Source organism: Luteimicrobium sp. NPDC057192 (assembly GCF_042670205.1).
Taxonomy (GTDB): Bacteria; Actinomycetota; Actinomycetes; order Actinomycetales; family Cellulomonadaceae; genus Luteimicrobium.
In genome coordinates this window covers 133578-155560 of the sequence record NZ_JBHUWD010000002.1, presented here as the reverse complement: position 1 = coordinate 155560, position 21983 = coordinate 133578, and the positions used below count along the sequence as shown (strand labels likewise).

General features: G+C 75.7%; 18 protein-coding genes and 1 tRNA gene. 6 read left to right on the top strand and 13 right to left on the bottom strand.

What is annotated here, in order from left to right; translation table 11 throughout:
• Positions 1 to 165: 165 nt before the first annotated feature.
• Both mshC and ACFT5B_RS02180 read right to left on the bottom strand, forming a co-directional pair.
• The gene (gene mshC / locus ACFT5B_RS02185; RefSeq protein ID WP_386796334.1) at positions 166 to 1524 is read right to left on the bottom strand and encodes a cysteine--1-D-myo-inosityl 2-amino-2-deoxy-alpha-D-glucopyranoside ligase; all 1359 of its coding nucleotides are present in this window, start codon (positions 1522 to 1524) and stop codon (positions 166 to 168) included.
• Positions 1525 to 1609: 85 nt separating this feature from the next.
• Positions 1610 to 2488: an undecaprenyl-diphosphate phosphatase gene (locus tag ACFT5B_RS02180; protein WP_386796333.1), complete on the bottom strand. Its 879-nt coding sequence runs from the start codon at positions 2486 to 2488 to the stop codon at positions 1610 to 1612.
• 25 nt (positions 2489 to 2513) lie between these two features.
• On the opposite strand from ACFT5B_RS02180, the gene ACFT5B_RS02175 reads away from it, so the two are divergent.
• Positions 2514 to 3497, top strand: coding sequence for an aldo/keto reductase (locus ACFT5B_RS02175; protein WP_386796332.1), 984 nt, complete (start codon positions 2514 to 2516; stop codon positions 3495 to 3497).
• Positions 3498 to 3516: 19 nt separating this feature from the next.
• Here the strand turns inward: ACFT5B_RS02175 and ACFT5B_RS02170 are convergent, their stop codons facing one another.
• A complete protein-coding gene (locus ACFT5B_RS02170; RefSeq protein WP_386796331.1) occupies positions 3517 to 3822 on the bottom strand; it encodes a primosomal protein in 306 nt (101 codons plus the stop codon).
• A gap of 66 nt (positions 3823 to 3888) precedes the next feature.
• Between ACFT5B_RS02170 and ACFT5B_RS02165 the strand changes: the two genes are divergently transcribed.
• The gene (locus ACFT5B_RS02165) at positions 3889 to 4101 is read left to right on the top strand and encodes a DUF5703 family protein (RefSeq protein WP_036950390.1); all 213 of its coding nucleotides are present in this window, start codon (positions 3889 to 3891) and stop codon (positions 4099 to 4101) included.
• A 19-nt stretch (positions 4102 to 4120) separates the two neighbouring features.
• Positions 4121 to 4960: a fructosamine kinase family protein gene (locus tag ACFT5B_RS02160; protein WP_386796330.1), complete on the top strand. Its 840-nt coding sequence runs from the start codon at positions 4121 to 4123 to the stop codon at positions 4958 to 4960.
• An 84-nt stretch (positions 4961 to 5044) separates the two neighbouring features.
• Here the strand turns inward: ACFT5B_RS02160 and ACFT5B_RS02155 are convergent, their stop codons facing one another.
• The 8 genes from ACFT5B_RS02155 to ACFT5B_RS02120 form a co-directional block, all read right to left on the bottom strand.
• Positions 5045 to 6400 (bottom strand): M20/M25/M40 family metallo-hydrolase, encoded by a 1356-nt coding sequence (locus ACFT5B_RS02155; RefSeq protein WP_386796329.1) that lies wholly within the window; start codon positions 6398 to 6400, stop codon positions 5045 to 5047.
• An 84-nt stretch (positions 6401 to 6484) separates the two neighbouring features.
• A complete protein-coding gene (locus ACFT5B_RS02150) occupies positions 6485 to 8629 on the bottom strand; it encodes a M3 family metallopeptidase (RefSeq protein ID WP_386796328.1) in 2145 nt (714 codons plus the stop codon).
• Positions 8630 to 8696: 67 nt separating this feature from the next.
• The gene (locus tag ACFT5B_RS02145) at positions 8697 to 9944 is read right to left on the bottom strand and encodes an AI-2E family transporter (protein WP_386796327.1); all 1248 of its coding nucleotides are present in this window, start codon (positions 9942 to 9944) and stop codon (positions 8697 to 8699) included.
• A 129-nt stretch (positions 9945 to 10073) separates the two neighbouring features.
• Positions 10074 to 10158: transfer RNA gene (locus ACFT5B_RS02140), tRNA-Leu, on the bottom strand.
• 132 nt (positions 10159 to 10290) lie between these two features.
• The gene (locus tag ACFT5B_RS02135; protein ID WP_386796326.1) at positions 10291 to 10875 is read right to left on the bottom strand and encodes an HNH endonuclease; all 585 of its coding nucleotides are present in this window, start codon (positions 10873 to 10875) and stop codon (positions 10291 to 10293) included.
• Between the two features lie 158 nt (positions 10876 to 11033).
• Positions 11034 to 11636, bottom strand: coding sequence for a DUF1684 domain-containing protein (locus tag ACFT5B_RS02130; protein ID WP_386796325.1), 603 nt, complete (start codon positions 11634 to 11636; stop codon positions 11034 to 11036).
• Positions 11633 to 12682: an alpha/beta hydrolase gene (locus tag ACFT5B_RS02125; protein ID WP_386796324.1), complete on the bottom strand. Its 1050-nt coding sequence runs from the start codon at positions 12680 to 12682 to the stop codon at positions 11633 to 11635. The genes ACFT5B_RS02130 and ACFT5B_RS02125 overlap by 4 nt, the downstream gene beginning before the upstream one ends.
• A 122-nt stretch (positions 12683 to 12804) precedes the next feature.
• A complete protein-coding gene (locus ACFT5B_RS02120) occupies positions 12805 to 13689 on the bottom strand; it encodes a hypothetical protein (RefSeq protein WP_386796323.1) in 885 nt (294 codons plus the stop codon).
• A gap of 128 nt (positions 13690 to 13817) precedes the next feature.
• Here ACFT5B_RS02120 and ACFT5B_RS02115 point away from each other — a divergent pair, with 128 nt between their 5' ends.
• The 3 genes from ACFT5B_RS02115 (at position 13818) to ACFT5B_RS02105 (ending at position 16868) form a co-directional block, all read left to right on the top strand.
• Complete coding sequence (locus ACFT5B_RS02115; RefSeq protein ID WP_386796322.1) at positions 13818 to 14624, top strand: metal-dependent hydrolase; 807 nt, start codon at positions 13818 to 13820, stop codon at positions 14622 to 14624.
• A 252-nt stretch (positions 14625 to 14876) separates the two neighbouring features.
• The gene (locus ACFT5B_RS02110) at positions 14877 to 15941 is read left to right on the top strand and encodes a serine protein kinase RIO (RefSeq protein WP_386796321.1); all 1065 of its coding nucleotides are present in this window, start codon (positions 14877 to 14879) and stop codon (positions 15939 to 15941) included.
• Between the two features lie 21 nt (positions 15942 to 15962).
• Complete coding sequence (locus tag ACFT5B_RS02105) at positions 15963 to 16868, top strand: hypothetical protein (RefSeq protein WP_386796320.1); 906 nt, start codon at positions 15963 to 15965, stop codon at positions 16866 to 16868.
• Between the two features lie 17 nt (positions 16869 to 16885).
• Here the strand turns inward: ACFT5B_RS02105 and ACFT5B_RS02100 are convergent, their stop codons facing one another.
• Together ACFT5B_RS02100 and ACFT5B_RS02095 are read right to left on the bottom strand one after the other, a co-directional pair.
• Positions 16886 to 20287, bottom strand: coding sequence for an error-prone DNA polymerase (locus tag ACFT5B_RS02100; RefSeq protein ID WP_386796319.1), 3402 nt, complete (start codon positions 20285 to 20287; stop codon positions 16886 to 16888).
• The gene (locus ACFT5B_RS02095; protein WP_386796318.1) at positions 20280 to 21983 is read right to left on the bottom strand and encodes a DNA polymerase Y family protein; all 1704 of its coding nucleotides are present in this window, start codon (positions 21981 to 21983) and stop codon (positions 20280 to 20282) included. The genes ACFT5B_RS02100 and ACFT5B_RS02095 overlap by 8 nt, the downstream gene beginning before the upstream one ends.

The following is a 21983-nucleotide window of genomic DNA, read 5'->3' as shown; positions in this document are numbered from 1 at the left end:
TCGTCCCATCGCGCCTCGAGGTCGGCGCGGGTGCGTCACCGGCCCCGGTGCGCGTCCTGCGAGAGGAACGCCCACACGGCGTCGAGGTCGAGCCGCGCCCGGTCGTCGCTCAGCACGTGCGCGTCGACTGCCCCGCGCCCTTCGCCGTCGGGCGGCCCCCCGAGGTCACAACCGGACGCCGAGCAGGGCGTCGACGGCCCGCGCGACGACGCCGGGCGCGCCCTCGACCCAGTCGTCGCCGTCGCTCGCACCGCCCGCGAGCGCCCGGTCGGCCCAGGCGTCGACGGCGGCGAGGGCGCGGGGGGCGTCGAGGTCGTCCGCGACGGCGGCGCGCACGGCGGCCAGCGTCTCGTCCGCGGACGGGCCGCCGTTGCCGGCGAGCGCGGCACGCCACCGGTCGAGGCGGGCCTGGGCGGTGGTGAGGTCCTGGTCGGTCCACTCCCAGGGGGTGCGGTAGTGGTGGGCGAGGATCGCGAGGCGGATCGCCATGGGGTCGACGCCGGCCCGGCGGAGCACGGACACGAAGACGAGGTTCCCGCGGGACTTGCTCATCTTCTCGCCCTCGTAGGCGAGCAGGGCGGCGTGCAGGTTCACGCGGGCGGCCCGCCCGGCGGCGGGCACCGTGGACACCGCGGGCGCGTCGGCGGCGTCGGGGCCGGTGGCGTCGAAGACGTCGTCGGGCAGGACGCGCAGGTGCGAGCTGGACATCTCGTGGTGCGGGAAGAGCAGGTCGACGCCGCCGCCCTGGACGTCGAACGCCGGCCCGAGCCCGTGGGCACCGATGAGGGCGCACTCGATGTGCCAGCCGGGGCGTCCGGTGCCGAGGTCGCCACCGTCCCAAGCCGGCTCGCCCGTGCGCTCGCGACGCCAGAGGAGCGGGTCGAGGGCGTCGCGCTTGCCGGGTCGGTCGGGGTCGCCGCCGCGCTCGGCGAACAGCGCGAGCATGTCCTCGCGGTCGAGGCGGGACACGGCCCCGAAGGCGTCGTCGGCGGACAGGTCGGCGTACACGTCGCCGAGGTCGGGCCGGTCTCCCCCGGCACCCTCCTCGAGCGGCACCCGGTACGCGGCGCCGGACGCGAGGAGCGCGCTCACGGCGCGGGCGACGTCGGGCACGGACTCGACGGCGCCGACGTACACGTCGGGCGGGACGACGCCGAGCGCCGCCATGTCCTCCGCGAAGAGCGCGGTCTGGGAGGCGGCGAGCTCGCGCCAGTCGGCGTCGGTGGCCTCGGCACGCTCGAGGAGCGGGTCGTCGACGTCGGTCACGTTGGACGCGTAGGTGACCTTCTTCCCGGCGTCGCGCCAGGCGCGCTGCAGGAGGTCGAACGCGACGTAGGTGGCGGCGTGGCCGAGGTGGGTGGCGTCGTAGGGCGTGATGCCGCACACGTACATCCGGGCGTGCTGCCCGGGCGCGGCGACGACGAGCTCACCGGTGCTGGAGTCGTGGACCCGCACCTCTGCGGGGCCGGAGCCGCTCGGGGCCGACGGGAGGGCGGGGATCTGCGGCGCGGGCCAGGAGTGCACGCGCCCAGTCTAGGTGGGTTCGCCCCCGCCCCCTGCCGGTCCGCCTCACGCCGGTTGTGCGGCCCGACGGCGTGCGGGGCGGCCGTCAGACGGCGCCGGCGAGGTTCCCGACGGGCTCGAGCACCCCGCCGAGCAGGAGCAGCGCGACGAGGATCGCGAGGCCGATCCGGTAGACCACGAACGGCTTGTACGAGAACGTGGAGACGATCTTGAGGAAGCCGATGATCACGACGTACCCGACGAGGAACGACACGATCGTCGCCACCAGGGTGGGGGCGAAGCCGGGCGTCCCGGGGGCCGCGTCGCCCCCGACGGCCTTCGCCAGCTCGAACAGCCCGGAGCCCAGCACGGCGGGGATCGCGAGGAGGAACGAGTAGCGGGCGGCGGCCTCGCGCGTGAAGCCCATGATGAGACCGGCCGTGATGGTGCCGCCGGAACGGGAGACGCCGGGGATCAGCGCGAGGGCCTGCGCGAAACCGAACGCGGTCGCGCGGCGCGGCGTCATCTCGTCGAGGGTCCGCGCGTGGGTGCCCCGCTTGTCGGCCCAGCCGAGGACGAGGCCGAACGCGGCGAGCGTGAACGCGATGAGCCACAGGTTGCGGAAGTGGGTCTCGATGGCGTCCTGGAACGCGAGCCCGAGCACCACGATGGGCAGCGAGCCGAGCGCGATGTACCAGGCCATGCGGGCGTCGGGGTCGTGCGCCCCGAACCGGGCCGCGCGGTCCCGGCCCTGGTGACCGGTCACGGCGTGCCACCACGCCACGCAGATCCGCTTGATGTCGCGCCGGAAGTACAGCAGGACCGCGGCCTCGGTACCGATCTGGATCATCGCCGTGAAGGCGGCACCCGGGTCCCCGGCCCCGATCAGCTCACCGACGATACGCAGGTGCGCGGACGACGACACGGGCAGGTACTCGGTGAGGCCTTGCACGAGGCCCATCAGGATGGCTTGCCACATCGACACGGGGCGCCACGATACCCTGCCGCGCATGGAGCAACGCCTCGTCGGTAACAGCGGTCTGCGGGTGTCGGCGCTCGGGCTCGGGACCATGACGTGGGGGCGCGACACGGACGCCCTCGACGCAGGCGACCAGCTCCGGGACTTCCTCGACGCGGGCGGGACGTTCGTCGACACCGCCGCGTCCTACGGGGGCGGCGAGGCGGAGCAGGTCCTCGGGACGCTTCTCGACGGCCAGGTCGACCGCGCGGACGTCGTCCTGTGCACCAAGGCGGGCCTCGTGCGGGGCCGCGACGGCGTGCGCGCCGACGCGTCGCGGCGCTCCCTCCTGGACGGCCTCGACGCGTCGCTCGCACGGCTCGGCACCGACCACGTCGACCTGTTCCTCGTGCACACGCCCGACGCCGTCACCCCGCCGCAGGAGGTCGCCGACGCGCTGCAGCACGTCGTGGCGTCCGGGCGGGCGCGCTACGTGGGGTTGTCGAACCATCCCGCCTGGGCGTCGTCGCACCTCGCCGGGCTGCTGGCGCGCACCCAGGCGCCCGTCGTCGGCCTGCAGCGCGAGTACTCGCTCGTGCAGCGCGGTGTCGAGCGGGACGCGCTCCCGGCGGCCCGGGCCCTCGGCCAGGGACTGCTCGCGTGGTCGCCGCTCGGGCGCGGGGTCCTCACCGGCAAGTACCGCGGCGCCGTCCCGTCGGACTCGCGGGCAGCGTCACCGCACCTGGGCGCCTTCGTGTCCCAGTACCTCGACGGGCGGTCGACGGCGGTCGTCGAGGCCGTCGCGACGGCGGCCGCCGGGCTGGGGCGCGAGCCCCTGGAGGTCGCTCTCGCATGGCTCCTCGCGCGCGCCGGGGTGGCGTGCGCCGTCGTCGGGGCCCGTACCCCGGGCCAGCTGCGGGCGTCGCTGGCCGCGCTCGATCTCGTGCTCCCCGGAGAGCTCTACGACGCCCTGGACGACGTGTCCGGCCCGGACGCCGACCACGCCGACCGCTGGGACAGCACCGCGTCCGTGTGAGAACGGTCCGTCCGCCCGCTCAGTCCGCGCGGAACGCGGGCTCCTCGAAGTCGTGGTCGTCCTCGTCCTCGTCGTCGAAGTCGTGGTCGTCGTGGTGGTCGTCGTCGTCCTCGTCCTCGTCGTCGTCCTCCACGAGGGCGAACGGCAGCACCTCGCCGAACGACTGCAGGACCGCCTCGTCGTACACCTCGAACGCGTCGGCGAGCACGTCGTACGCGTCGTCGACGGCGGGGTCGTCGTCCCTGCGGCGCGCGGCGATCGCGTTGTAGTGCGCCTCGAGCGCGGCGACGAGTCGGTCCAGGGCGGCGCGCGGGTCAGCGGTCATATCCGAACGGTAGCGCCGGGCGGGGCACAATGGACAGTCAACTGGTCCGGCACCCGAGGAGGCCCCATGTCCCACCGGTCGCACCGCACGTCCGAGGCCCAGTACGAGTACAGGACGGTGCGCTTCGACCGGGGCACGAGCCGCGCCGACGCGCGGCGTGCCCTGACCGAGCAGGCGGAGTACGGCCGGTGGGAGCTCCACCGCACCGTGCTGTACGTCGGCGGAGAGCGGCGGGTCCAGCTGCGCCGGCGGATCATCCGCGTGCAGTCGACGCTCTGAGCCCCGGCTCCTGATCCCCGTGCCCGGCGGCGCCACGTTCCGCAAGGCCCGCGCCGGCGCCCCGGCCGGGTTCTTCCGGTGCGAGGAGGCGGGCCTGCGCTGGCTCGGGGAGGCCCACGGGCCCGGCGTGCCGGCTCGGCCCACCGGTCCGCGCGTCGTCCGGGTGCGGGCCGTCGGCGACGACCGCCTGGACCTCGAGCGCATCGCGCCCGTCCCACCGACACCCGCGGCGGCCGCACGGTTCGGGCGTGACCTGGCCGCGCTGCACGACGCCGGCGCGCCCGCCTGGGGCAGCCCACCGCCCGGCTGGTCCGGGGACGCGTTCTTCGGGCCGCTGGACGACCCCCTCCCCCTGCCCACGGGGTCGTGGGGGTCGTGGGCCGGATTCTGGGGCGAGGCACGCCTGCGGCCCGTGGCAGCCCAGGGGCTCGAGCGCCGTGCTCTCGCGCGCGCCGACGCCGACGACCTCGCGCGGCTCGCCGACCGCGCGCCCCGCTGGGACACCGGCGAGGCCCCGGCACGCGTCCACGGCGACCTCTGGTCGGGCAACGTGCTCTGGGCGCACGGAGAGGCGGAGTCCGTGGCAGGTGCGAGCGGCCCGGACGAGGTCGAGGCCGTCCTCATCGACCCCGCCGCGCACGGCGGGCACCGCGAGGCGGACCTCGCGATGCTCGCCCTCTTCGGCGCGCCCCACCTCGACGCCGTGCTCGCCGCCTACCACGCCGAGCACGCCCTCGCACGCGGCTGGCGGCACCGGGTCGTCGTCCACCAGCTGTACCCCGTGGCCGTCCACGCCGTGCTGTTCGGCGGCGGGTACCGCACGCAGCTGCGACGGATGCTCGACACCTTGCTCGCGTGAGCGCACGGGCCCGCGCCTCGCGCCCGCCCGTGCGCCTCCCACCCCCGCAACGCCGCGACGCCCCCGATGTACGGGCGGGAGCCGTCAGCAGGTCGCGAGGAAGCGGTCGAGGACCCGCACCCCGAACCGCAGCGCGTCGAGCGGGACCCGCTCGTCGACGCCGTGGAACATGCCCGCGAAGTCGAGGTCGGCGGGCAGGCGGAGCGGCGCGAAGCCGTAGCCCGTGATCCCGAGCCGGGACAGCGACTTGTTGTCGGTGCCGCCCGACAGCGTGTACGGCAGGACGGACGCCCCGGGGTCCTCGGCGAGCAGCGCCGCCGACATCGCGTCGACGAGGCCGCCCGAGAACGGCACCTCGAGCGCCACGTCCCGGTGGATCGTCTCGAGCCGGACGCCGTCGCCCGCGAGCGCCCGCAGGCGGGCCTCGGCCTCGTCCTCGTAGCCGGGCAGGAACCGCGCGTCAACGGTCGCGGACGCGCTGCCCGGGACGACGTTGGCCTTGTAGCCGGCGTCGAGCTGGGTCGGGTTGGCGGTGTGCCGGACGGTGGCCCCGACGAACGCGGCGGCAGGCCCGAGGGCGGCCACGAGGCGCTCGACGCCGTCCTCGTCCGCCGGGTCGTACGGGAGCCCGGTGAGGTCGGCGACGCCGCGCAGGAGGGCGTCGACGGTCGGGGTGAGGCGCAGGGGCCAGCGGTGCGCGCCGATCCGGGCGACGGCGGCCGCGAGCTGCGTCACGGCGTTGTCGGCGTTGACCTGGGAGCCGTGCCCGGCCTTGCCGTCGGCGACGAGTCGCAGCCACCACAGGCCCTTCTCCGCCGTCTGGAGGAGGTAGGCCCGGTGCCCGTCGACGTCGACGCTGTACCCGCCGACCTCGCTCACCGCCTCGGTCGCGCCCTCGAAGAGCTCGGGGCGGCGGTTCACGGCCCACTGGGCGCCCTGGACGCCGCCGGCCTCCTCGTCGGCGAAGAACGCGACGACGAGGTCGCGCGCGGGCTTGCGGCCGTCGCGGATCATCCGCCGCAGGACGGCGAGGATCATCGCGTCCATGTCCTTCATGTCGACGGCGCCGCGGCCCCACAGCATGCCGTCGCGCTCCTCGCCGGCGAACGGGTCGACGCTCCAGTCGTCGGCGCGCGCGGGCACGACGTCGAGGTGGCCGTGCACGACGAGCGCCGGCCGGGACCGGTCGGCGCCCTCGACGCGCGTCACGACGCTCGTGCGCCCCGGCGCGGACTCGAAGACGTCGACGTCGAGCCCGACCTCGGCCAGCAGGCCCGCGACGTGCTCGGCGGCCACCCGCTCCCCCGGGCCCGAGTCGTCGCCGAAGTTGGACGTGTCGATGCGGAGCAGGTCGCGGCAGATGGCGACGACCTCGTCCTCGGCCGAGGGCGAGGGCGAGGGTGCTGCGGGCTGGGGTGCGTGGCTCGGCGTCGCGGTCATGGGGTCACGCTACCTGCGCGCCCCGCGGCGCCCGACCGCGGGGGCCGGGCGTCCGCGGGGTGGGAGGACGTGACGGCGCGGGCCTCAGGCGAGGCCGCGACGCTCGAGGAGCGGCGCGATCTCCGGGTCGCGGCCCCGCAGCTCGCGGAACGCGTCCATGGGGTCGGTGCCGCCGCCGCGCGCGAGCAGGGTGCGGCGGAACCGGTCGCCGTTCTCGCGCTTCAGGCCGCCGTTCTCGCGGAACCACTCGACGGTGTCGGCGTCGAGCACCTCCGACCAGATGTACGAGTAGTACCCGGCCGCGTAACCGCCGCCGAAGACGTGGTTGAAGTACGTGGAGCGGTAGCGCGGCGGGACGGGAGCGTAGTCGACCCCCGCCGCCGCGAGCGCGTCCGCCTCGAAGGCCGCGACGTCAGCGGGGTCGGCCGGTGCGTCGTCCGGCGCGAACCGGTGCCAGGCCTGGTCGAGGAGCGCCGCCGCGAGGTACTCGGTCGTGGCGAAGCCCTCGCCCCACTGCCGGGTGGCGAGCAGGGTGTCGACCCAGGCGGCCGGCATGGGCTCGCCCGTGACGTGGTGCACGGCGTACGCCCGCAGGATCTGCGGCTCCCAGGCCCACATCTCGTTGACCTGGGACGGGTACTCGACGAAGTCGCGCGGCACCTCCGTCCCCGAGCGCGACGGGTAGCGCACGTCGGAGAACAGGCCGTGCAGCGCGTGCCCGAACTCGTGGAACAGCGTGATGACGTTGTCCCACTCGAGCAGCGTCGGGCTGCCCGCGGGCGGCTTCGGGATGTTGAGGTTGTTGACCACGACGGGACGCTGGCCGTGCAGGTGGTTCTGGTCGACCAGGTTGTTCATCCAGGCGCCGCCGCGCTTGGACGCGCGCGTGAAGTGGTCGGCGAGGAACAGGCCGATCCCCTCGCCCGGGGTGCCGGGGCCGCCGTCCGGCCCGGCCGTCGCCTCGTCGAAGACCTCGAAGACGCGCACGTCCGGGTGGTAGCCGACCAGGTCCGCGCGCTCGACGAACACCAGCCCGTACAGGAGGTGCGCGGCCTTGAAGACGCCGTCCTGCAGGACGCGCTCGAGCTCGAGGTACGGCCGCAGCGCGGACGCGTCGAGGTCGTGGCGCGCCGTGCGGAGCCGGTCGGACAGGTACGCCCAGTCGCTCGCGGCGACGCCCGGACCGTCGAGGGGCAGACCGGACTCGGCCGCGTACGCGGCGAGGTCGGCGCCCTCGCGGCGCGCGTTCGCGACGGCCGGCGGGGCGAGCCGGGCCAGGACGTCGGCGACGGCGCCGCCGGTCCGGGCCGTCCCGTCCGCCGCCACGTAGTCGGCGTAGTGGGCGTGGCCGAGGAGCTGCGCCTTCTCGGCGCGCAGGCGGGCGATCTCGACGAGGATGCCCCGCGTGTCGTGGTCGCCGCCGGTGCCGCGCGACTCCGCCGCCGCCTGGACCCGGGCGCGCACGTCGACGTCGTCGAGGCTCGCGACCACGGCCTGCTGCGTGGGGAGCTGGAGCTCGAGCAGCCACGGGCCGTGCTCGTCGCCGTCCGGGGCGTGCCCCGCGTCGCGCGCCGCCTGCGCGGCCGCCGCGACGGCGTCGTCGGGCAGGCCGGCCAGGTCCGCCCGGTCCGTGACGAGGACGGCGGCCGCGTTCGACGCCGCCAGGAGGGTGCGCCCGAAGCTCGCCTCGAGCGAGGTGAGGCGCGTGTTGAGGTCGCGCAGCCGCGCCTGGTCGGCGTCGTCGAGCGCGACGCCCCCACGGGTGAAGCGCTCGAGCGTCTCGTGGAGCAGCCACGACTGCTGGTCGTCGAGGGTGACCTCGCCCGACGCCGCCCGGTCCGCGAGCGCCGAGAACCGTCCGAACAGGTCGCGGTCCATGAAGATCGCGTCCTCGTGGGCCGCGAGCTCGGGGGCGAGCTCGGCCTCGACCGCCTCGAGCTCGGGTGTGGAGTCGGCGCTGAGGGTGCTGAAGAACACGGTGGCGGAGCGGCGCAGGAGCTGGCCGGTGCGCTCGAACGCGTCGAGGACGTTCTCCGGGCCGGCGGGGTCGGTCCCGGCGGCGATCGCGCGCACGGCGGCGAGCTGCTCGGCCATGCCCGCGCGGGCCGCGGGCAGGTAGTGCTCGGGCCGGATCGCGGCGAAGTCGGGGAGCTCGTAGGCCAGGGCGGACGGCGCGGCGAAGGGGTTGGTGGGGTCGAGAGCAGGGGCCGGGGCGGCGTCGGACGTCATGCGCCCATCGTCACACGCGACACGGCCCCGTCACCCGCAGGTGGCGCGGCGCCGTCGCGCCGCCCCCTCAGTCCGTGGGAACGTCGGAGGGGACGTCGACCTCGTCCTCGGCCTCGTCCTGCTCGTCGGCGCCCATGGGCGGGTCCGGGGTGTGCAGGCGCGAGTACACGGACCACGTGACGGCGACGAGCGGGACCGCGATGATCGCGCCGAGGAGCCCGCCGATGAGCGTGCCGGCGGTGACGCTGCACGCCACGACGACGGGGTGGAGCGAGACCTGCCGCCCCATCACGAGGGGCTGCAGGACGTGGCCCTCGAGCTGGCCGATGAGCGCGATGCCGAGGCCGACGAGCACCGCCGACCACACGCCGTGGGTCGCGAGGGCGACGATCATCGCGACGACCATGGCCAGCGGGGCGCCGATGAGCGGGATGAACGCGCCGATGAAGACGAGCACCGCGAGCGGTGCGGCGAGCGGGACCCGCAGGATGGTCAGCCAGATCCCGGCGAGGACGCCGTCGGTGAGCGCGATGATCACCGTGCCGCGCGCGTAGCCGGAGAACGTGTACCAGCCGGCGCCTCCCGCGGCCATGAGGGGCTCGCGGCTGCGCGCGGGCATCTGGTTGAGGAACCAGGTCCACATCTCGGTGCCGCGCGCGAGGAAGAAGATCGTGCAGAAGATCGCGAGGGCCAGCCCCGTGAAGACCTCGGCCACCGAGCCCGCCTGCGAGAACGCGGTGCTCGCGATGTCGCCCGAGTGGTCGGTCAGCCAGGTCCGCCCCTTCTCGATCCAGTCGTTGAGGTCGCTGGTCTGCAGGTTGAGGTGGAACGGGCTGCCGTTGAGGAAGTCGAGGATCTGCTGGACACCCTGGTTGAACTGGTTCGCGAGGTCGGTCCACTGCCCCGCCACCGACGCGACCACGTAGGTCACGAGCCCGCCGAACACGGCGATCGCGAGGAGCAGCGCGAGCAGCACGGCGAGCCAGCGCCACATCACCCGGTCGAACGCCTTGACGACGGGGCGCAGCACCGACGTGAAGACGAACGCGATGAACAGCGCGATGAAGAGGAGCCGGACCTGGCTCGTTGCCCAGAACACCAGCGCCACGCCGACGATGAGGAGGAGCAGACGCCAGATCCACCCGGCCGTCGTGCGCAGCCACAGCGGCACCGGGTCGGGCGTCACCCCCACCACGCTGGGGTTGCGCCGCGCGCCCGCGACGCGTCGGGCCGCCGGGCTCACCCCCGAGGGAGGCTTGGACCCGGGGGACGGCGCGCCCGTCGTCGCCTGGTCCCCCGCGGCACCGTTCGTCATCAGACCACCTTCCGTCGTCGGCGGTCCCAGTCTGCCGTCAGGCGCCCATGAACGCAGCGACACGCGCCGGGAACCACGAAGGCCCCGACCGTTCCCGGTCGGGGCCTTCGTCGTCGCTGTCTCAACGAGTGTCCGGAGGGGGACTTGAACCCCCACGCCCGATAAAGGGCACTAGCACCTCAAGCTAGCGCGTCTGCCATTCCGCCACCCGGACAGGTGACACACCCGCGGATCCGCCCCGGTTCTCACCGGCGCTTCCCCTCGGGGCGCGGGTAGAAACATAGCACGAAGCGCGGGCGTGTTCCGCATCGCGCGGACCCGCGGGCCCGTGACCGGGGCCGTCGCGTCAGACCCGGCCGACCAGGTCCCACACCATCCGCTGCAGCGCGCTCGCGTCGCGGGGCGGGTGGGGCTCGAAGAGGAGCCTCATGCCGGCCTCCTCGGGCGTGCGGTCGGCCTTGCGGTTGTTGCAGGGCGCGCAGCACGCGACGAGGTTGGTCCACGTGTTGAGGCCGCCGCGCGACTGCGGGACCACGTGGTCGATCGTCGTCCCCCGGCCACCGCAGTAGGCGCACGTGTGCTTGTCGCGCGCGAGCACCTGGCTGCGGCTCGCGGTCTCGGTGGTGGCCCGCACGTCGTACGGCACGAGGACGTAGTGCCGCAGCGCGACGATCGTCGGCCACGGCAGCGTCAGGTGCCGGGAGTGCACGAACCGGTCGGGTGCCGCTTGCACGACGTCGACCTGCTCGTTGACGAGCAGCGTGAGGGCGCGGGGGGTCTCGACGAAGCAGAGGACCTCGTAGGACGCGTTGAGGAGCAGGGTGCTCGACCGCACGAGCCGGTCGGCCCCCGCGAGCCGGCGGGCCGCGTTCGCCATCGTGTGCGTCGCGGTCGCGTGGGTCGCCATCGCGTGCGTCGTCGTGCGGGCCATCGCCGTCACCTCCCCGGACCTCTCGGCGGGCGGAACGGCCCGCGCTTCGAGTATGGGCCGGTTCTCGCCCGCGCGACGAGGACATTCCCCCCGGGCGGCGCACGTGTCGCCCGATCGTCACGTGCCGTTGGGCGCGACGTCACCTGCGCGACCGGTGCTCAGGCCAGACGCTCGCCCGCCTCGACGGGGACGTCCGTGCGGTTGCCCGCGGGCGCGAGCGGGCACACCCAGCGCGGGTCGTACCGGCACGAGGGGTGGTAGGCGAAGTTCAGGTCGACGACGAGCGTGTCGTGGCCGCCGCCCAGGTCCGCGCCCTTCGCCGTGTCCAGGAGGTACCGCCCGCCCCCGTAGGAGCCGGTGCCGGCGGTGCCGTCGCGCAGCGGGAGGAACAGCCCGCCGCCGTACTGCGCGAGCCACCACACGTCGAGGCTCCCGACGCCCGGGACCTCGACCCGGCCGGCCCTCTCGAGGGTCGTGGTGCCGTCCTCGCCCGTGCCGAGCGCGAGGCTCGCGGGCTCCGCGCCGAGCAGGGGCAGCTCGAACCGCAGGGCCGGGTCGTACGGCCAGTAGGGCACGCCGGCCGTGCGCAGCGGGTCGTCCGGGAGCAACGGGCTCTGCGGGTGCTCGCGGAACAGGTGGTCGCGGCCCGCGCGCCAGGCGGTGTGCGCCGCGGCCGGGTCCTCGGCCGCGACCTCGCGCACCCGGCCGTACAGCGCGGCGACCCGGCGCCGCCATTCCGTCAGCTCGAGACGTTCGCTCATCCGCCCACCCTGGCACGGACGAACGACACGATGCGCTCGAAGGACGCGGCGCCGTCCTCGGTGTCGAGCTCGAGCTGGTACTCGTGCCCGAGGGGCGGCCCCTCGCCGTCGTAGAACAGGCCCTCGACCGCCACCCCGCGCTCGGCGAGGAGCGCGGCGAACGCACGGGACTGGGGCTCGAGCGGGTCGGCGCCCCCCACCGTCACGAACGCGGGCGGGAAGGCGGCGGTCACGTGTGCGCCGACGTCGACGGACGCGATGAACGCGGCGTCGTCGCGGAACCGCCGGCTCCCGGAGTACGCCCAGCCGATCGCCCCGAGGACGTGGCGGAACGGGCCCTCGTCCGAGACCTGCGCGAGGTCGAAGATCCCGCAGCACAGCACCACCCCGCGCAGCGCGCCCGCCGCGAGGGGGGCGTCGACGCCGAGCAGCCGCCCGTAGGGCGGGTCGGTGAGCGCGGCGGCGACCTGTGCCGTGACCTGCGCGCCCGCCGAGTCCCCGGCGAGCACGACGCGCGACGGATCGACGTGGAGCCGCCCGGCCTCACGGACGACGTGGTCGAGCGCGGCGACCACCTGCCGCACGGGCCCGGGGTAGCGCGCCTCGGGAGCGCGGTCGTAGCCGACCGCGACGACCGCGAAGCCGCGCGCCGCCAGGGTCCGCAGGTAGCCGCCGAGCTCGTCCTTGGTGCCGCCGACGAACGCACCGCCGTGCGTCCACACCACGACCGGGAGCGCGCGGCCGGCGCGCGCCGCGTCGCCCGGGACGTACACGTCGAGGAGCGCGAGCGGCCCGTCGCCGTAGCGTTCGTCGAGGACGGCGTGCACGTCGGGCGGCGCCTCCGCGAGCTGCCGCGCGGACCGCTCCACCGTCGAGCGGGCGAACAGCCGTCGCACCAGACGGCACGTCGGCCGCGGCGAGACGAGGAGCGTGACCCGCAGGGCCGCCGCGACGGCCCCGAACGCGACCCGCTGCCACGCGGTGGGCCGGAACGCCTCGGCGCCCGCGGGCACGACGCTCCGCGTCCCCGCCGTCTCCGATGTCACGCACGCCTCCCGAGGTCGCGTCGACGCCGGCACGAACCGTCGCGACGCCGTCGCCCATCCTCGTCGGGGACCCCTGCCCCCGCCAGCGCGGCCCGGCGCCTCGGACCACCGGGCCAGGCGCGTCAGCGGCCCGCCGCGAGCGCCGCCAGCGCCGCGTCGTCCACCACGAAGCCCTCGGCGTCGAGCACGGTCCCGTCGAGGCCGTCGCGCAGGGCGCGCGCCGCTCGTGCGAGCCAGGGCGCGGCTCGGCGAAGGGCGAGCAGGTCGCGGGCGGGGTCGTCGTCGGGCAGCGGCGCGAGCCACGCGACCGTGCACGCGTGCGGTCCGACGCGCCGCCAGTCGACGGTGCGGAGCGCGGGCGGCATCGCCGCGCCGGCCACCTCCGGCCGGACGACGACGGCGCCGTCGTAGTCCACGTCGTGCCGTATCGCGTCGGCGCCGTCGTCCGGGGCGGCGTCCGTCCGTACCGGCCGGGCGAGCGGCAGCGCGGCGTGCAGGAGCGCGGCGACGTCGGTCAGGTCAGCGGGACGCGGCGCGTAGACCGTGAGCCGGACGGCGGCGTCGAGCGCGCGGGGCGCCACCACGTCCGCGCCGGCGACGACAGCACCCCCGCAGTGCCGGGCGGCCGCCGTGGCCCAGGCGACGGAGGCGGGGTCCCCGGGCATGCGGTACGTGTCCACGTCCGGCCGCAGCCCCGCGTGCGCGACCGCGCTCGCGGCGGCCGGTCCGCCGGACGCCAGCGGCCCCTCGACGACCTGGCCGGGCGCGAGCTCCAGCCGTGGCACGACGACGGGGGCCTGGACGCGTGCGCCGCGGAAGCGGGCGCCGACGGCCACCACGGGCAGCGTGCGGGCGCGAGCGTCGGCGGGGCTGAGGAGCCAGCCGGCGCCGCCGTACCAGGGGCGCGCGAGGGCGAGCAGGTCGGTCCCCGCCGGCACCACGAGGTGCGGCGCGGGCGACCCGGTCGCGGCGGCACGGCGGTCGTCGACGGTCCAGGGCGTCGTCATGGCCCGACGCTAGGGCGCGCGTGCTGCGCCGGTGTGTCCGGCGTGCTACGACGACGTGACGACGCGCGCGACATCGGAGGGATCGGGCGATTTGGCCCGGTCGGTCCGCGGATGGTCGAATCCTCACCATGATGGGTGGGCACCACGCCGCGACGGGCGCGGCCGCATGGGTCGCGGTCACGGCGACGGCACCGTTCGCGTTCGGCTGGTACCCCGTCTCGCACGTGGGCGTGGCGACCGGTGCGGTCGTGTGCGCGGGAGCCGCTCTCCTGCCCGACGCCGACCACCACGACGGCACGATCGCCAACTCCCTGCCCCCCGTCTCGCACTGGGTGTGCCGCGGCGTCGCAGCGGTCTCCGGTGGGCACCGGCACGGCACGCACTCGATCCTCGGGATCGCGGTCTTCACCGGGCTCGCGTGGCTGCTCGGCCACTGGCGGACGACCGTGGACGGCTTCGGCGTCGTCGACGTGGGCGCAGGGGTGATGGCCGTGCTGCTCGCCTCCTACGCGCTCAAGGCGCTGCGGCTCGTCCGCGGGAAGGTCCTGCCATGGCTGGGTGCGCTCACCCTCGCCACGCTCGTCGCCTTCTTCTCCCCCACGGAGTGGACGTGGCTGCCGCTCGCCGTCGGGATCGGGTGCACGGTGCACGTGATCGGCGACATGCTCACCACGGGCGGCGTGCCCCTGCTGTGGCCGGTCCGGCACCGTCCGCCCCGCTGGTGGGCCAGCACCAACGTGCTCAACGACGTCTGGAGACGGGGCGGGAACGTGGCCCTGCCGATCCTCGGCGACGCGGGGTCCTGGCGGGAGTGGACTCTGCTCGTCCCGGTCAGCGCGTACGCCGTGGTCGGCGTCGGGTGGGCGCTGCTCGAGCAGATGGGCTTCGACACCGCGGACGCGTACGCGCGCGTCGCGGCGACGGTGGGTCACTGAGCGCACGGGTCGGCGCGAGGACGACGGCCGCCGCAGCAGCGCGGGCTCGGAACGACCGCACGCTAAAAGAGTGGTGGCCCGTCGGGCGACGATGACAGGGTGGTCGCCGACGGCCCCGGCGGACGGGGCCCCTGGGACGAGGAGGTGCGTCGTGGCCGATGTCTTCTCGCGCGCCCGTGCGCGCACCCGATCCCTCTCCCACCGGAGCACCGCGCGCTGACGCCGGGCTCCGTCTGCCCCAGGAGCCCCACCGTGTCGTACTCCGACGACCTCCGTCCGTCCACCTCCTTCACCGACTCCGTCCCCGGACGTCCCCGCCGCGCGCCCAGGCGCGACCGCTGGGACGACGACTCCGTCCCCGCGCGCCGCGGCTCCCGCCGCGACGCCCTCGCTCGTGAGGGCCTCGAGGGTGACGCCCGCGACGGCGTCGACCTCGTCCTCGCCCCCGTCGGCGCCGGTCGCGCCGTCGACCCCGACCTCTTCCTCGACGACCTCGGCCCCGACCGGCGCTGGTCCACCTGGCACAGCGTCGAGAAGGGGGCCCGCGGCCCCGACCCCGTCCCGTCGTGGGTCGTCACCGCCGACGCCGCGATCGACACCGAGCTCGGCGTCCTCAAGACCGGCAAGGAGGCCGACGTGTTCCTCCTGCGCCGGGCGGTCCCCGCCGGCCGCAGCCCGGCCGCCTGGCCCGGCACGGGTGCGCCGTCGTGCCTGCTCGCCGCCAAGCGCTACCGCACCCTCGAGCACCGGGCCTTCCGGCGCGACAGCGTGTACACCGAGGACCGGCGCACCCGGCGCACCCGCGACCAGCGCGCCCTCGACCGCAGGTCCGCGTACGGGCGGCTCGTCGCGCAGGGCGAGTGGGCCGCCGCGGAGTTCGCCGCGCTCGGTGAGCTCTGGTCCGCGGGTGTCCCCGTCCCCTACCCGGTCCAGGTCGACGGCACCGAGGTGCTCATGGAGTTCGTCGGCTCCCCGGCCGGCGACCGGGACGACGCCCCGACGGCCGCCCCCCGGCTCGCTCAGACACGTCCCGACCGCGACCTCCTCGCCCACTACTGGGACCAGGTCGAGCAGGCCATGACGACGCTCGCCCGACTCGGGTACGCGCACGGCGACCTGTCCCCCTACAACGTCCTCGCAGACGGGGACCGCCTGGTCGTCATCGACGTGCCGCAGATCGTCGACCTCGCGGCCAACCCGTTCGGCACCGACCTGCTCCACCGCGACTGCCGGACCATGACGGTCTGGTTCACCGCCCGCGGCCTCGACGTCGACGCCGACGAGCTCCTGGCGCGTCTGCTCGCCGCCGCGTGGTGAGCGCGCGCTACCGTTCGGTCCGTGACGCAGGACGAACCCGCCCCGCCGCAGGCACCCGCGCCCGGGCCGCCCCTCGGGGGCCTCGGCGCCCGCGTCGTGCTGCTCGCGCGGTTCGTCGCCGACGGTGACCCGCGAGCCCTGGAGACGGGCGCGCGGCGCCTCGGGTCGTCACGCCGCTGGCTGCTGCCCGTGGCGTGGGCGGCGGGCACGCTCGTGCTCCTGCTGCGGGGCATCCGGCTGCTCGTCCTCAACTGGCGGCTCACGCTCGTCCAGCTCGTCCCCGCGGTGTGGGTGTGGCTGGTGATGTGGGACCTCAAGCACCACACGCTCCGCGGGGCGCCGTTCCGCGAGCTGCACGCCCCCGGCGTCCTCGTCCTGACGGCGCTGTGCGTCGTCGCGAGCATCGTCGCGCTGTGGTGCAACACGGTGTTCGCCTACGCGATCGACACCGCCCCGCCCCGGATCGCCCCGGCGGCCCGCCAGGCGAACCGGGCGGCGCGGCGCGTCGTCACGACCGGCGTCCTCGTGGGGCTCGTGCTCGGGGCAGCGGCGTTCGTGGTCCCGCGCACGGGCTCGGTGCTGCTGTACCTCGTCACGCTCGGCGCGGCCCTCGCGGTGATGCTCGGCCTCTTCGTGGCCGTGCCGGCGCGCATCATCGGCGCCTCCAAGCGTCGCCTGCCGCCGCGCGAGGCCGTCGGCTCGTGGGCGGCGGCGGGAGCCCTCAGCGCGGTCGCGATGACGCCGGGCTTCGTCCTCGACCGGGTCGGGCTCATCCTGCTCGGCGTGGACGGGCTGCACCTGCTCGGCCTCGTCGTGCTCTCGGTCGGCACGGCGCTCTACGCCGCCGGCATGTCGTCGGTGCGGGCGATCAAGCTCACGGTCAAGCTCGGCGGCCGGGCGGAGAGCGCAGACCCGGCCGGACGCTAGCCGGCCCGGACGTCGGCTCAGTGGAAGTCCCGCGAGCGTGACGGGACGCGCAACGACAGCGGGGCGAGGTGCTCGGCGAGCAGGTTCGTCGCGTCGTCGGCGCGCTCGACCTTTCCCCGCACGACGAGCGCGGCCGCCGTCCGCGCGACCTTCTGGAACCGGCGCCACAGGCCCTGCGTGCAGATGACGTTGAGGATCCCGGTCTCGTCCTCGAGCGACAGGAACGTCACGCCGGCCGCCGTGCTGGGTCGCTGCCGGTGCGTGACGACGCCCGCGACCGCGATCCGCCGGTCCGGCTCGTGCACGAGCACGTCGGCGACCCGCAGGACCCCCTGCGCGGTCAGCCCCTCACGGACGAACTCGGTCGGGTAGGTGTCGACCGACACGCTCGTCGCCCACACGTCGGCGACGGCTGTCTCGACGGGGCTCATGCCGGGCAGCGTCGGCGCCTCGACCCCGACGGACACCCCCGGCAGCCGGTCCGGGCCCTCCTGGGAGAGCGCGCCCGCGGCCCACAGGGCCTCGCGCCGGGTGACGCCGAAGCAGCCGAGCGCCCCGCCCGTCGCGAGCGCCTCGAGCTGGGCGGTGGTCAGCCGGACCCGGCGGGCGAGGTCCCGCAGGTCCGCGAACGGGCCGTGGGCGGCACGTTCGTCGACGATCTGCTGCGCGACGTCCTTGCCGACGCCGCGCACCTGGGCGAGCCCGAGCCGGACGGCGAACGGGTGGCTCGAGAAGTCGAACGGCGTCCCCTCACCCTCGACCTCCACCTGAGGGTCAGCGTCCGAACCCTCGACCTCAGGTCGATCCTTCGGCTCGACGACCGCCTGCACCCCCGACGCGAGCACGTCCGGACGGCGCACGTCCAGGCCGTGCCGTCGCGCGTCCGCGACGAGGGACTGCGGGGAGTAGAAGCCCATAGGCTGCGCGGCGAGCAGCCCCGCGTAGAACGCGGCGGGCCGGTAGACCTTCATCCACGAGCTCGCGTACACGAGGTACGCGAACGAGTACGCGTGCGACTCGGGGAAGCCGAAGTCGGCGAAGGCCTTGAGCTTGTCGTAGACCTCCTCGGCGTCCGCACCGGTGATCCCGTTGCGGGCCATCCCGTCGAGCAGCCGCCCGCGCAGCTCCTCCATGCGCTCGACCGAACGCTTCGAGCCCATCGCCCGGCGCAGCTTGTCCGCCTCGGCGGGCGTGAAGTCGGCGACGTCGATCGCCATCTGCATGAGCTGCTCCTGGAACAGCGGCACGCCCAGCGTCCGGCCGAGGGACTTCTCGAGCTTGGGGTGCAGGAACGTCACGGGCTTCCGCTTCCGCGCCCGGTCGATGTACGGGTGCACGGACTGGCCCTGGATCGGCCCGGGTCGGATGAGCGCGACCTCGACGACGATGTCGTAGAACCTCCGCGGCTGGAGCCGCGGGAGCGTCGCCATCTGCGCACGGGACTCGACCTGGAAGACCCCCACCGTATCTGCGGCGCACAGCAGGTCGTAGACGCGCGGGTCCTCCTGCGGGAGCCCGTGCAGGGTCAGCTCCTCGCCCGTGTGCGCGCGGACCTCCTCGAACATGATCCGCAGCGCCGTGAGCATCCCGAGCCCGAGCAGGTCGAACTTCACCAGGCCCGCGTCGGCGCAGTCCTCCTTGTCCCACTGCAGGACCGTGCGCCCCTCCATGCGCGCCCACTCGACCGGGCACACCTCGATGACCGGGCGGTCGCACATGACCATGCCGCCCGAGTGGATGCCCAGGTGCCGGGGCAGGCGCAGCATCCGCTCCGCGAGGTCCAGGACGGGGTCCGGGATGCCGGACAGGTCGTCGACCGTGACGCGCGGGGTCCGGTCCCGGCTCCCCCAGGGAGTCTCCACGATCTGCCCGTTCCGCAGGCTCCCCCAGCGCTCGATCGACTTGCTCCACGCGTCCTGCTGCCCGACGTCGTACCCGAGGGCTCGGGCGGCGTCGCGCACCGCGGACCGCGGCCGGTAGGAGATGACGTTGGCGACCTGCGCGGCGTGCCGGCGTCCGAACTTCCCGTAGACGTGCTGGATGACCTCCTCGCGCCGCTCGGACTCGATGTCGACGTCGATGTCGGGCGGCCCGTCGCGCTCGGGGGCGAGGAACCGCTCGAACAGCAGGCCGTGCTGCACGGCGTCGACCGCGGTCACGCCGAGCGCGTAGCAGACGGCGCTGTTGGCCGCCGACCCGCGGCCCTGCGCGAGGATGCCCTGCTCCTTGCAGAACGTCACGATGTCGTAGACGACGAGGAAGTACCCGGGGAAGCCGAGCTGCTCGATGATGCCGAGCTCGTGCTCGATCATCGCGTACGCACCCTCGACCCGCTCCGCCTCGGGCGGCCCGTACCGGCCCTCCGCGCCCACCCGCACGAGCTCGCGCAGCCAGCTCGCCTCGTCGTGCCCCGGCGGCACCGGGTACGGCGGGAGCTGCGGGGCGAGCAGGTCGAGGTCGAACGCGCACTCGGCCGCGAGCGCCGCGGCGTTCGGGACGGCGTCCGGGCGGTCGCGGTGCAGCGCGAGCATCTCGCCGGCCGAGCGCAGGTGCGCGGCGGGGGCGGCGGGCAGCCAGCCGTCGAGGTCGTCGAGCGAGGAGCGGGCCCGGACGGCCGCGAGCGCCCCCGCGAGGTCGGCGTCGGCGGGGGTCGCGTAGTGCACGCCGCCCGTGGCGACGAGCGGGAGGCCGGCGTCGTCGGCGAGAGCGGCGAGGGCCTCGGCGACGGCGTCGTCGTAGGGGTGCCCCGTCCGGGTGACCTCGACGGCGACGGCGTCGCGGCCGAACGTGTCGGTGAGTCGGGCGAGCTCGGCCTTCGCGTCGTCATAGGCGGCGGCCGTCACGACCCCGGGCGCGCCGCCCCGCGCCCCCCGGCGGCCGGACCAGTCGCGGGTCAGGGCGGCGCGGACCGTGCCCTTGCGGCAGCCGGTGAGGACCAGCCACTCGCCGCCCGACCGGTCGGCGAGGTCGCCGAGCCGGTAGGTCGCGGCGCCCTTGACCCCGGCCTCGAGGTGCCCCTCGGCGATCGCGGCGGACAGGTTGCGGTAGCCCTGGGGGCTGCGCGCGAGGACGAGCAGGTGCGTGGACCGGGGGTCGGGGACCCCGGTGGGCGGGTCGAGGGCGCCCGTGGAGTCGTTGCCGTGCGGGTCGAGCACCCCGGACGCGCGGGCGGCGGCCTGGACGGGCAGGTGCAGCTCGGCCCCGAACACGGTCGGCAGGCCGACCCGGCGGGCGGCCTCGGCGAACTTCACCACCCCGTACAGGCCGTCGTGGTCGGTGAGCGCGAGCCCGGCGAGGCCGAGGCGGTGCGCCTCGCCGACGAGCTCGGCGGGCTGGTTCGCGCCGTCGAGGAAGCTGTAGGCCGAGTGGGCGTGGAGCTCGGCGTAGCGGGGCTCGGCAGGCAGGCGGGACTCAGTCATACAGCGCCTCCAGCCGCCAGCCGGTCGTGCCCGTGCCGGTGCTGGCGAGCAGCGCCGCCCGGCCGTCGTCGAGCACGACCTGCAGCCAGGCGCCGCGGCGCGCGGCGGACGACCACCAGCGCTCGTCGAGCAGCCACGGCCCGGCCCACTGGTGGACCTCGCGCCGCTGCTGCTCCCCCGGCCCGTCGGGGCCGGGAGCCGCCGCCGGCTCGACGAGCGTCGCGGGCGGCGCGCGGAGGCCGCCGCGGTCGTCCACGGCCACGGGCCGGCCCCTCGGGTCGAGCAGGACGACGTCCACGGGCTCGGGGAGCACGCTCGCGGGCGACGGGGCGGGCAGCGCGCCCGGCCAGGGCCGGTCGGCGGGACGAGCGGGCGGCGCGGCGTCGCCCCACGGAGCGACCTGGACGCGGTCGCGCGCGTCGCGGCCGCCCTGGAGGCGGACGCCGAGCACCTGCTCCCCGCCGAGCAGGCCCTGGACGCGCTCGAGTGCGCGGAGGGCCCGCGCGTCCTGGCCGCTCGACGCACCCCACAGGCCGCCCTGGTGGGCACCGGCCCGCACGACCTCCTCGGCCGTGAGCCCGAGGAAGACGATCGGGGCAGGTCGAGCCTCGGCGTCGTCCGCACCTGCGCCGGGCCGGCCACGGCGGCCGCGCCTTCCCAGCGCCGCGGACGTGAGCCAGCCCTCGAGCTGCCAGCGCACCCGGTCGGTCAGGCGTGCGGCGGACAGCCCGCCGATCGCCTCGTCGTCGCAGCGCCAGGCACGCACGAGCTCGCTCACGGTGCCGTCGACGGGGTCGACCGCACGCGCCTCGATGCGCAGCCGCCCGCACGTGACGCCGCCGCGCACCAGCAGCTCGTACAGCTCCTCGGCGAGCGACCGGGCGACGAACGCGGCCGTGTCGACGCGCTCGGCGGGCGGGTCGAGCTCGCGGCCGACCGCGAGGTCCGGCTCGATGCGGCGCCGCGCGGCGGGGCGCAGGTCCTCGCCGCGGGCCAGCCGGTGCGCCCAGGCGCCGAGCGCCCCGAACCGGGTCTCGACGTCGGACGGCGGCAGGGCGCGCAGGTCCGCGAACGTGCGTAGCCCGAGGCGCCCCCACAGGTCGACGAGGTCGGCGACGTCGGCCGCGGACCCGGGCACGGTCGCCGCGTGCAGGAGGTCGCCGAGAGGGCGCGGGTCGGTGAACGCGCGCGAGGCGCCGCGCGGCACGACCCGCTGCTCGCGGGCCGCGAGGACGGCGGCGAGGATGCCGTCGGCGACGCCCACGTGGCACTCGTGGCCGGTGCGCTGCGCGACGGCGCCCGTGAGCGCCTCCGCGAGCGCCTCCTCCGACCCGTGGTAGCGGGCCGGCCCGTCGGCGGGCAGGAGCAGCAGGCCGGGCCGCGCGACCTCGAGACCGGCGACCACGGTCTCCGTGGCCGCAGCGACGGGCTCGAACTCGCGCACGTCCCGGACGTCGTCGGCGGCGAGGAGCACGAGCTCGGGGCACGCCTGCTGGGCCTGGCGTCGGCGCATCCCGCGGCGCACGCCCTGGGCGCGCGCGAGCGCGGACGCGGCGAGGATGCCGTGGGCGTCGTGGACGGCCGCGGGGCGGCTCGCCTCCAGCCCGGCCGCCGTCAGCGCGGCGAGGACCGGCCAGTCCGGCACCCAGACGACGGCGGTGCGGGCGACAGCGGTACGGGGGGTGGCCGTGCTCAT